Source organism: Pseudomonas sp. MD195_PC81_125 (assembly GCF_014060985.1).
Lineage (GTDB): Bacteria > Pseudomonadota > Gammaproteobacteria > Pseudomonadales > Pseudomonadaceae > Aquipseudomonas > Aquipseudomonas parakoreensis.
This window is the reverse complement of the sequence record NZ_JABULD010000575.1, coordinates 1-10977: the sequence shown is the minus strand read 5'-3', so window position 1 is coordinate 10977 and position 10977 is coordinate 1. Positions and strand designations below refer to the sequence as shown.

Annotated in this window: 10 protein-coding genes and 1 pseudogene; 8 read left to right on the top strand and 3 right to left on the bottom strand. The window is 60.5% G+C overall.

Going from position 1 to position 10977, the window contains the following annotated elements; translation table 11 throughout:
* The first annotated feature begins 137 nt into the window (after positions 1-137).
* Positions 138-1814 carry an NAD-dependent DNA ligase LigB gene (gene ligB, locus HT737_RS22995; protein WP_182404066.1) on the top strand — a complete coding sequence of 559 codons (1677 nt, stop codon included), beginning with the start codon at positions 138-140 and terminating at the stop codon, positions 1812-1814.
* Between the two features lie 93 nt (positions 1815-1907).
* Positions 1908-2303 carry a DUF1090 domain-containing protein gene (locus tag HT737_RS22990; protein ID WP_047297103.1) on the top strand — a complete coding sequence of 132 codons (396 nt, stop codon included), beginning with the start codon at positions 1908-1910 and terminating at the stop codon, positions 2301-2303.
* A 180-nt stretch (positions 2304-2483) separates the two neighbouring features.
* Here HT737_RS22990 and HT737_RS22985 read toward each other — a convergent pair whose 3' ends face one another.
* Positions 2484-2933: a cytochrome c gene (locus HT737_RS22985; protein WP_121187609.1), complete on the bottom strand. Its 450-nt coding sequence runs from the start codon at positions 2931-2933 to the stop codon at positions 2484-2486.
* Between the two features lie 128 nt (positions 2934-3061).
* On the opposite strand from HT737_RS22985, the gene HT737_RS22980 reads away from it, so the two are divergent.
* Positions 3062-4234: a murein transglycosylase A gene (locus HT737_RS22980; protein ID WP_182404065.1), complete on the top strand. Its 1173-nt coding sequence runs from the start codon at positions 3062-3064 to the stop codon at positions 4232-4234.
* Positions 4235-4448: 214 nt separating this feature from the next.
* On the opposite strand, the gene HT737_RS22975 is transcribed toward HT737_RS22980, so the two are convergent.
* Complete coding sequence (locus HT737_RS22975) at positions 4449-5048, bottom strand: FMN-dependent NADH-azoreductase (RefSeq protein ID WP_182404064.1); 600 nt, start codon at positions 5046-5048, stop codon at positions 4449-4451.
* 231 nt (positions 5049-5279) lie between these two features.
* The gene (locus tag HT737_RS22970; protein ID WP_108181980.1) at positions 5280-5594 is read right to left on the bottom strand and encodes a 3-phosphoglycerate kinase; all 315 of its coding nucleotides are present in this window, start codon (positions 5592-5594) and stop codon (positions 5280-5282) included.
* A 49-nt stretch (positions 5595-5643) separates the two neighbouring features.
* On the opposite strand from HT737_RS22970, the gene HT737_RS22965 reads away from it, so the two are divergent.
* The 5 genes and pseudogenes from HT737_RS22965 to aqpZ all read left to right on the top strand — a co-directional run bounded on the left by HT737_RS22965 (position 5644) and on the right by aqpZ (position 10919).
* The gene (locus HT737_RS22965; protein ID WP_041070257.1) at positions 5644-6567 is read left to right on the top strand and encodes a LysR family transcriptional regulator; all 924 of its coding nucleotides are present in this window, start codon (positions 5644-5646) and stop codon (positions 6565-6567) included.
* A 14-nt stretch (positions 6568-6581) separates the two neighbouring features.
* The gene (locus tag HT737_RS22960) at positions 6582-7385 is read left to right on the top strand and encodes an alpha/beta fold hydrolase (protein WP_047292373.1); all 804 of its coding nucleotides are present in this window, start codon (positions 6582-6584) and stop codon (positions 7383-7385) included.
* Between the two features lie 3 nt (positions 7386-7388).
* Positions 7389-7952, top strand: a complete 564-nt coding sequence (locus HT737_RS22955; RefSeq protein WP_047292371.1) for a peptidylprolyl isomerase — start codon at positions 7389-7391, stop codon at positions 7950-7952.
* An 88-nt stretch (positions 7953-8040) separates the two neighbouring features.
* A pseudogene (locus tag HT737_RS22950) lies at positions 8041-9874 on the top strand (ABC transporter ATP-binding protein).
* A gap of 349 nt (positions 9875-10223) precedes the next feature.
* Entirely contained in the window at positions 10224-10919 is a 696-nt protein-coding gene (gene aqpZ / locus HT737_RS22945) for an aquaporin Z (RefSeq protein WP_041070268.1), read from the top strand.
* Positions 10920-10977 lie beyond the last annotated feature (58 nt).

Genomic DNA, 10977 nt, shown 5'->3' with positions numbered 1-10977 from the left:
CCCCCTGTARGGAGCTGCCGAAAGGCTGCGATCTTTTTGACTTTAACGCTGCGCAACACCCCGCAAAACACCCAGGCTACCCGACCCGCAATCCTCGCCTAGCCTTCAAACATTCCCCCTGAGCAAGGACGCTCAAAATGCTTGCCACGCTGCGCCTGTTTTCCGCTGTTCTGCTGAGCTTCATCCCTCTGATCGCTTACTCAGCCTGCCCCGACTGGTCTACCAGCAGAGCAAAAACTGAAATCTCGGCCCTGCAACTGCAGATCGATCAATGGGACAACGCCTACCACCGCCAAGGTCGCTCGCTGATTGCCGACGAGCTCTACGATCAATCGCGCCTGCGGCTCAACCAATGGCGCCAGTGCTTCCAGCAGCCCGCAGCGCCCGAACCGTTGCGCAGCGTGTCTGGCTCCGTCGCGCATCCGGTCGCCCACACCGGTCTGGACAAGCTTCACGAAGCCGCCGCCGTTCAAGCGTGGTTGAAGAATCGGCAGGATGTCTGGGTACAACCCAAGGTCGACGGTGTGGCCGTCACGCTGATTTACCGTCGCGGCTTGTTGCAGCAAGCGATCAGTCGCGGTGACGGCATCAGCGGTCAGGACTGGACAGCGTCGGCGCAAAAGATCGGCGCCATTCCGCAACGACTGACTCAACCGCTGGACTTGCTGGTGCAGGGCGAACTCTACTGGCGCCTGAATCAACATGTGCAAGCCAGCGCCGGCAGCGTCAAAGCCCGCGCCACGGTTGCCGGGCTGATGAGCCGCAAAACCTTGAATGCCGAACAGGCGGCCGGAATCGGCCTGTTCGTCTGGGACTGGCCGCAAGGGCCGGCGAGTCTGCCGGAAAGAATATCGACGCTAGCGACATTGGGCTTTGCCACGACAGCGCCATTCAGTCAGGCGATCACCAACCTTGCCGACGCGCAAAAATGGCGGGAGTACTGGTATCGATCGCCCCTGCCGTTCGCTACTGACGGCATTGTCCTGCGCCAGAGCCAGCGCCCACCGGCCGAGCGCTGGCAGGCAAGCGCGCCCTACTGGGCCGTCGCCTGGAAATACCCGTTTACCCGAGCGCTGGCCGAGGTGCGCAAAGTGAATTTCAAGGTCGGCCGCAGTGGACGCATCACGCCGGTATTGGAGTTGTCGCCGGTGATGCTCGATGACCGCGAGATCAAACGCGTCGGCGCCGGTTCACTCAAGCGCTGGCAGGCGCTGGATATCCGCCCCGGCGATCAAGTGGCAATCAGCCTGGCCGGGTTGACCATCCCGCGACTCGACAGTGTGGTGCTGCGCACTACCGAACGAGCCGCCCTCGACATTCCCGACACGCGCGACTTCCACGCCTTGAGTTGCTGGCAACCGACACCCGGTTGTGAAAGCCAGTTTCTCGCGCGCCTGACCTGGCTCAGTGGCAAACAAGGCCTGGCGCTGCAGAATGTCGGGCGCGGCACCTGGGAGAAACTTCTGGAAACAGGCCGCCTGAACAACCTGCTGGATTGGTTGACCCTCGACGAGCCAGAGCTTGCTAACATTGCCGGCTTCGGCGAGCGCAGCAGCGCACGTCTGATCAACAGTTTTCACAGCGCCCGCCAACGACCGTTCACGCAGTGGCTCAAAGCATTGGGTTTACCGCCCACCGGTCAGGCACAACTGGCCGACTCGTGGCAGGCGCTGGCACAACGCAACACCGAACAATGGCAAGCAGAAGCCGGAATCGGCCCGGGCCGCGCGGCGCAATTGAGCGCATTCTTCCGCGACCCGCAGGTGCTGGCCTTGAGTGACACATTACGCGCCGCCGGAATCGACGGCTTCTGATCACGCAATCCCGGCAGCCGGGAACCGAAGGAACGTCAGACGCTCAAACAGCGCAGTGCCACCGACCCGATTGCCTTCGCACATGGAGCTTTTATGAAATTTCTTGCACCGCTCGCCTTGCTGACCCTCTGTGGCGTTTTGGCCGCACCTGCGATGGCCGACGAAGATGCACCGGGCCTGACCGGTTGCGCCGCGAAGAAGCAGGGCATCATCAATCAGATCGAACAAGCCAAATCCCGAGGCAACACCGACCAGCAGGCCGGTCTGCAAACCGCTCTGGAGGAAGTGACGAAAAACTGCACCGATGCGGGCCTGAAGAAAGAACGCGAGAACAAGGTGCTGGAAGCCAAGCACGAAGTCAGCAAACGTCAGGCTGATCTCGACAAGGCGATGAAGAAAGGTGATCCGGAGAAGATCGACAAGCGCAAAAACAAACTCGCCGAGTCGCGCAAAGAACTGCAGGATGCGCTGGACCAGATTGACAAGTAACCGAAGGTTTGGTGAGGGAGATTTATGTGGTGAGGGGATTTATCCCCGATGGGCTGCGCAGCAGCCCCAAAACCATTCAACCGAGTCTTTCAGAAAGAACAGCAGGTTCACGACGGCTTCGCCGCCGATCGGGGCGGTGCGACGTTTCGCTAAATCCCCTCGCCACAATTGCTCAGCAGTTCAATGGTCCCGAAACTCTTTATGGCAAGCGCTGCAGGCATCTTCGACTTTCTGCACCGCCGGCCCCAGGTTGCTGGCCTTGTACGGCTGAACCTTGCTGGCGATCACCAGTTCACCGGTGGCCGCCTCAAGGTTGCGGGCCAGTTCCTGAAAGCGGGCCTGACGCAGCCAGACATCGTCCCTGGCGCTGGTGTGATCTTCTTCGCGCACCTGCGGGAAATGCTTCCACGGTTCATGGGACAACGCATCAAGTTTCACCGCACCCTCGGCGAATTTCGGCCCGTCGAACGGAATGCGCCCGCGCAACATGCCGCCCAGGTCTTCACCGGTCTTGAGCATCTGCTTGAAGATCGCCTTGCGTTGACCCAGCGGCGAATTCGGATCGACGCCGCCACAGGCGGACAAGGTCAGACAGGCCAGCAATACAACAGCAATTCTTTTAAGAGTCATGGTGGCTTCAGGTCACGGAATTCGGCGGCCAGTATCCTCGCGTCGCCGTCAAACACCAATAGCCCTATTAAAAATACGGGTTGCCCGAGCGCATGGAGCACTCGGGCAACCGGCACAGGAATCACTCCATGAACCACCGTTTCAAGGCCTGGCGTCACCCGCTGATCGCAACCCTGCCGCTGCTGGCTATCCTTGCTGGCTGTACGGGCGGCGACAATGCCAAACCGAAAACCCACGCCTTGGCGACTTATTCCAGCGCCACCTGGGAATCCTTGCCGGCGGTGTCCGACAGCGACCTGGTCGCCGGTTTCGGCTCGTGGCGCAGCGCCTGCACCCGACTCAAGGCTGATCCGATCTGGGGTGGCACCTGCGCGGCAGCCGCCAGCGTGCCGCAAAGCGCCAACGAGATTCGCGCGTTCCTCAAGCAGAACCTCGACGTGTTCGGGTTGCGCGCCGAACACGACAACCCCAACGGCCTGATCACCGGTTACTACGAGCCGGTCTACCCCGGCAGCCTGACCCCCACCGAAACAGCCAACGTGCCGGTCTATGGTGTGCCCGAAGACATGATCATCGTGTCGCTGGACAGCATTTACCCCGAACTCAAGGGCAAGCGCCTGCGCGGTCGCCTCGAAGGTCGGGTGCTCAAGCCGTATGACGACGCCGCAACCATCGAATCCAAAGGCGTCAAAGCCCCGGTGGTGGCGTACCTGACCGATCCGATGAACCTGCAATTCCTGCAGATTCAGGGCTCCGGGCGGATTCAGACAACGGACGGCAAACAACTGCGCATCGCCTACGCCGACCAGAATGGCCACCCGTACCGGCCGATCGGCCGCTGGCTGGTGGAACAGGGCGAGTTGAAGAAAGAAGACGTGACCATGAGCGCGATCAGCAATTGGGCCAAGGCCAACCCGTCGCGCATTCCGGAGCTGCTGGGCAGCAACCCGAGCTACGTGTTTTTCACTCGCAACCCGGACAGCAATGAAGGCCCGCGCGGCTCGTTGAACGTACCGCTGACGGCCGGCTATAGCGCGGCGGTGGATCGCAAGGTGATTCCGTTGGGCAGTCTGCTGTGGTTGTCGACCACCCGTCCGGATGGCACCGCTCTGGTTCGCCCGGTCGCGGCGCAGGACACTGGCGGCGCGATTGCCGGCGAGGTGCGCGCGGACTTGTTCTGGGGCACCGGCGACGCAGCCGGGCAACTGGCCGGGGACATGAAACAGCAGGGGCAGATCTGGATGCTCTGGCCTAAAGGTGCGGCGTTGCCGCAAGTGCCCCAGGTCGCCGACAAACCTTGAAAAGCAAAAGATCGCAGCCTGCGGCAGCTCCTACAGGGAGAGCAGTGAATCAGAGAAATCCCAGACAAAAAAAAAGCCCGATCTCGCTAAAGCGTTCAATCGGGCTACAGCACTCAGGAGCAAAAAGTGCAAAGGGAGGTTCGATGCGCGTAGAGCCTTGAAGGGGTTGCGCCAGGTCACTTAAACAAGCGGCGATTATCTGGCGATTAACCCATCAAGCGACCTGGGACAGTTTGGCGTTGGCCTGATTCAAGCCCTTCTCCTGGAAGTCGCCGCCCAGGTTCATGCCTTCGGCGTGAATGAAGGTCACGTCGTGGATGCCGATGAAGCCCATGACCTGGCGCAGGTACGGTTCCTGATGGTCGGCCGGGCCGCCGGCGTAGATCCCGCCGCGAGCGGTAAGTACGTAGGCACGTTTGCCGCTGAGCAGGCCTTGCGGGCCGGTTTCGGTGTACTTGAACGTCACGCCTGCACGCAGCACGTGGTCGAGCCAGGCTTTCAGAGTGCTCGGGATCGCGAAGTTGTACATCGGCGCCGCCATCACCAATACGTCGGCGGCCAGCAACTCCTCGGTCAATTCGTTGGAGCGGTCCAGCGACGATTGTTCGTCGGCGTTGCGCTGTTCGGCAGACTTCATCCAGCCGCCCAGCAGATTGGCGTCCAGGTGGGGTACCGGGTTCACGGCGAGGTCACGCACGGTGATCTGATCGTTGGGGTGCGCGGACTTCCACTGGCCGATGAAGGTCTGGGTCAGTTGACGGGAAACCGAGTCTTGCTGGCGGGCGCTGCTTTCGATGATCAGAACGCGGGACATGGTGTGTAGTCTCCATCCGAGAATGTTGTAGGTCGATGGAGTGAAGGTTAAACAGGGTTGTATCGATGAAAAAGCGCAAATAATTGCTGCAAAGCATCGAATAATTCGTTTAGATGCACTTAGCCCCTGTGGGATCGAGCTTGCTCGCGAAAGCGGTGTGTCATTCAACAATGATGTCGACTGAAACGGCCAATTCGCGAGCAAGCTCGCTCCCACAAGGGATTGACGGTGTTATTTCGGGCTGCAACTCAGTTCAATGCGCAGCCTGATGATCTCGCGAGAGAACTTGGCCGTGGCGTTCGTATGCTTGCGGGCCGGGACTTCGATGTTGCGCGTACGTGGCGCTTCCGGGCCATTGTTGAAAACGGCTTTGCAGACGGCATCGACATCACCGAAGTTGACCACTTTTATGGAGCCGATGTCCTTGTCGGTGTCATAGGTTTCGTAGTCGATCTTCAAGCCATTGAGATTTTTCTGCACATCGATCGGGTAAGCAAACGCTGTCAGCGGCAGCAGCGCCAGCAACACACAACAGAATTTTTTCATTCGCCAGTCTCCATGAGGGATGGCCAGCTTAGGACAAGAGGAGCTATTGATGAAAGCGCCCCGCGTGACCCTTGATCAATGGCGAACATTGCAGGCCGTGGTCGATCACGGCGGCTTCGCCCAAGCCGCCGAGGCACTGCACCGTTCGCAATCGTCGGTGAGTTACACCGTCGCCCGCATGCAGGACCAGCTCGGCGTGCCCTTGCTGCGCATTGACGGGCGTAAGGCGGTACTCACCGAAGCCGGTGGCGTATTGTTGCGCCGCTCGCGGCAACTGGTGAAACAGGCCAGCCAACTGGAAGACCTCGCCCACCACATGGAGCAAGGTTGGGAGGCCGAGGTGCGGCTGGTGGTTGATGCGGCCTACCCGAGCGCACGCATCGTCCGGGCGCTGACCGCGTTCATGCCGCAAAGTCGTGGCTGCCGCGTGCGCCTGCGCGAGGAGGTGTTGTCGGGGGTCGAAGAAGTGCTGCTGGAAGGCGTGGCCGATCTGGCGATCACCGGTCTGAGCATTCCCGGCTATCTCGGTGCGGAATTGAGCGATGTCGAGTTTGTTGCCGTCGCCCACCCGGACCACGCCTTGCATCGGCTCAATCGCGAACTGAGCTTCCAGGATCTGGAAACCCAGATGCAAGTGGTGATTCGCGACTCCGGGCGCCAGCAGCCACGCGACGTCGGCTGGCTGGGTGCCGAACAGCGCTGGACGGTCGGCAGCCTTGCCACTGCCGCAACGTTCGTCAGCAGCGGCCTGGGTTTCGCCTGGTTGCCCCGACACATGATCGAACGTGAATTGAAGGAAGGCACGCTCAAGCTGCTACCGTTGGTTCAGGGCGGCAGCCGCAACCCGAGTTTCTATCTCTACTCGAACAAGGACAAACCGCTGGGCCCGGCGACACAAATCCTCATCGAACTGCTGCGCACCTTCGACACCTTGCCGCTGGACGCACCGTTCGCCGCCCCCGAACAAGCCTGACACGGAGTTCACCGATGGCGTATTTCGAGCACGAAGGTTGCAACCTGCACTACGAGGAATATGGCCACGGTACGCCGTTGCTGCTGGTTCACGGGCTCGGCTCGAGCACCCTGGACTGGGAAATGCAGATTCCAGCGCTGTCGGCGCATTACCGGGTGATCGTCCCGGATATACGCGGTCACGGTCGCTCGGACAAACCCCGCGAGCGCTACAGCATCGCCGGTTTCAGCGCTGACCTGCTGGCGTTGATCGAGCACCTGAACCTCGGTCCGGTGCATTACGTCGGGCTGTCGATGGGCGGGATGATCGGTTTCCAGTTCGGTGTCGATCACCCTCACCTGCTCAAAAGCCTGACCATCGTCAACAGCGCCCCCGAAGTCAAACTCCGCAGTCGCGACGATTACTGGCAGTGGTTCAAACGCTGGAGCCTGATGCGTGTGCTGAGCCTGGCAACCATCGGCAAGGCGCTGGGCGGCAAACTTTTTCCAAAACCGGAACAGGCTGATTTGCGGCAGAAAATGGCCGAGCGCTGGGCAAAAAACGACAAACGTGCTTATCTCGCCAGCTTCGATGCGATTGTTGGCTGGGGCGTTCAGGAACGACTTTCCCGGGTGACCTGTCCAACCCTCATCGTCACTGCCGACCGTGACTACACACCGGTGGCGCTGAAAGAAACCTATGTAAAACTGCTGCCCGATGCGCGGCTGGTGGTCATCGCCGATTCGCGCCACGCCACCCCGCTCGATCAACCCGAACGTTTCAATCAAACGCTGCTGGAGTTTCTCGCCGCAGCCGACATTCAATCTCAGGATCACTGACCCATGCTGAAAAAACTCGCCCTCGCCGCCGGCACTGTGCTGTTCGCTGCCAACCTGATGGCTGCCACGCCGGCAAAAGCGCCGCACGTGCTGCTGGACACCACCAACGGCCAGATCGAAATCGAACTGGACCCGGTCAAGGCGCCGATCAGTACCAAAAACTTTCTGGATTACGTCAACAGCGGCTTTTACACCAACACCATTTTCCACCGCGTGATCCCGGGCTTCATGGCTCAGGGCGGCGGTTTCACGCCACAGATGCAGCAGAAAGAAACCAAGGCGCCGATCAAGAACGAAGCCAGCAACGGTCTGCATAACGTTCGCGGCACGCTGTCGATGGCACGCACCTCCAACCCTGATTCGGCCACCAGCCAGTTCTTCATCAACGTGGCCGACAACGCCTTCCTCGATCCGGGCCGTGACGCCGGTTACGCGGTATTCGCCAAAGTGGTCAAAGGCATGGACGTGGTCGACATCATCGTCAACTCGCAAACCACCACCAAACAGGGCATGCAGAACGTGCCTTCCGACCCTGTGATCATCAAGTCGGCCAAAGTCATCGACTAAGCTGTACAGGGCGTTTCGAGCGGCGCAGGCCTGACGCCACGCCGCTCACACCGATAAAAGGAGAGCCCGGCCTCCGGGCGGTTATCTGATGCTCTATCGCCGTTTCGAACAACTGATCGACATATTCCGCGATGCTCCGACGGCGGCTCCGCCCAATCGCGTGCTGCCCTTCTATACCTATTACCTGAAACAAGTCTGGCCGAGCTTTGCCGCTCTGTTGGTGGTCGGTCTGTTTGCTGCGTTGATCGAAGTGGCGCTGTTCAGTTACCTGAGCCGCATCATCGACCTGGCCCAAGGCACGCCCAACCCGAATTTCTTCAGCGACCACGCCCTCGAACTGACGTGGATGGTGGTGGTTGCGCTGGTACTGCGACCGATCTTTTTCGGCCTGCACGACCTGCTGGTGCACCAGACCCTGAGCCCGGGGATGACCAGCATGATCCGCTGGCAGAATCACAGCTATGTGCTCAAACAAAGCCTGAATTTCTTCCAGAACGACTTCGCCGGGCGCATCGCCCCAACGCATCATGCAGACCGGCAACTCGCTGCGTGACTCCGCCGTGCAAGCGGTCGACGCGCTGTGGCATGTGGTGATCTACGCGATCAGTTCGCTGGTGCTGTTCGCCGAAGCCGACTGGCGCCTGATGATCCCGTTGCTGACCTGGATCGCCGCCTACATCGGCGCCCTGTATTACTTCGTGCCACGGGTCAAGGACCGCTCGGTGGAGGCCTCCGATGCGCGCTCGAAACTGATGGGGCGGATCGTCGACGGCTACACCAACATCGCCACGCTGAAGCTGTTTGCCCACACCAATTTCGAACAGCATTACGCCAGGGAAGCCATCGAGGAACAGACGGTCAAGGCGCAGATGGCCGGCCGCGTGGTGACCAGCATGGACGTGGCAATCACCGCCATGAACGGTCTGCTGATCGTCGGCACCACCGCGCTGGCGCTGTGGCTGTGGACGCAGTCGTTGATCACGGTCGGCGCTATCGCGCTGGCTACGGGTCTGGTGATTCGCATCGTCAACATGTCCGGCTGGATCATGTGGGTGGTCACCGGCATCTTCGAAAACATCGGCATGGTGCAGGACGGTCTGCAGACCATTTCGCAACCGGTCAGCGTCACTGATCGCGAACAGGCCAAACCACTGGCGGTGGCCCGTGGCGAAGTGCGTTTCGAGCATGTGGATTTTCACTACGGCAAGAAGAAAGGCATCATCGGCGACCTCAACCTGACCATCAAACCCGGCGAGAAAATCGGTTTGATCGGGCCGTCCGGCGCCGGCAAATCGACGTTGGTCAACCTGCTGCTGCGCCTGTACGACGTCGAGGGTGGACGGATCCTGATCGATGGGCAGAACATCGCCGAAGTCGGCCAGGAAAGCCTGCGCGCACGGATCGGCATGATCACGCAGGACACCTCCCTGCTGCACCGCTCGATCCGCGACAACTTGCTGTACGGCAAGCCTGACGCCACCGACGCCGAACTCTGGGATGCGGTGCACAAGGCTCGCGCCGACGAGTTCATTCCGTTGCTGTCGGACGCCGAGGGCCGCACCGGTTTCGATGCACACGTCGGCGAGCGCGGGGTGAAACTGTCCGGCGGCCAGCGCCAGCGCATCGCGATTGCCCGGGTGCTGCTCAAGGACGCGCCGATCCTGATCATGGACGAAGCAACCTCGGCACTGGATTCGGAAGTCGAAGCAGCGATCCAGGAAAGCCTCGAAACCCTGATGCAAGGCAAAACCGTGATCGCCATCGCTCACCGCCTCTCGACCATCGCCCGCATGGATCGGCTGGTGGTGCTGGAAAACGGCAAGATCGCCGAGAGCGGCACCCACGCCGAATTGCTCGCCCATCGCGGGTTGTATGCGCGGTTGTGGGCGCACCAGACCGGAGGATTTGTCGGCATCGATTGATCACAAAAAATCTGACTTTGTGAACTTTTGTGGCGAGGAGCTTGCTCCCGCTCGACTGCGCAGCAGGCGCAAAGCCCGCCAACTGTGCGAGTCTGACACTACCGGTGCAGATAGTTTTGGGACAGCTTCGCTGTCCAGCGGGAGCAAGCTCCCTCGCCACGCAATGTTTGTCCGCCAAAAAACCGCCCCAGCCCGCCAACCATGGGCTCTGGCGGTTTTTTCATGTCTGCTGGCAATCCATCCAAAGCCTGCTGTACTCAGCCAAGGTTCCAGCACGGAACCTGTCGTAAATCTGCAAGGAAGCACAACTCGATACAGTCTCGATAGCACGCCTATCAAGGACTCTCTCATGTCTCTGTTCAAACGTTCAGTTACTGAGTTGTTGGGTACGTTCTGGCTGGTTCTGGGTGGATGCGGCAGCGCAGTACTCGCTGCGTCTTCGCCCTTGGGCATTGGAGTGCTGGGGGTGGCCCTGGCGTTTGGTCTGACGGTGCTGACCATGGCGTTCGCCATTGGCCACATCAGCGGATGTCATCTCAACCCGGCCGTCTCGGTCGGTCTGTTCGTTGGCGGCCGGTTTCCGGCCAAAGAGTTGCCCGCCTATATCATCGCGCAGGTGCTCGGCGCGATTCTCGCCGCGGCGCTGATTGCGCACATTGCCAGCGGCAAGGAGGGTTTCGATATTGCCGCAGGTCTGGCCTCCAACGGGTATGGCGAGCACTCGCCGGGCAAATACTCGATGGCCGCAGGCTTTGTCACCGAGTTGGTGATGACCGCCATGTTCGTGATCATCATCCTCGGCGCTACCGACAAACGCGCTCCGGCGGGCCTTGCACCGATCGCCATCGGCCTGGGTCTGACGTTGATTCACCTGATCTCGATCCCGGTCACCAACACCTCGGTCAACCCGGCGCGCAGCACCGGGCCGGCGCTGATGGTCGGCGGCTGGGCGATCGCACAGTTGTGGATGTTCTGGGTCGCGCCGCTGCTGGGCGCGGTGGTGGGCGGCGGAATCTATCGCTGGCTGGGTAAAGAGGAATCCTGAAGGATGCCTGAGCTCCCTTTGTAGGAGCTGCCGAAGGCTGCGATCTTTTTGACTTTTT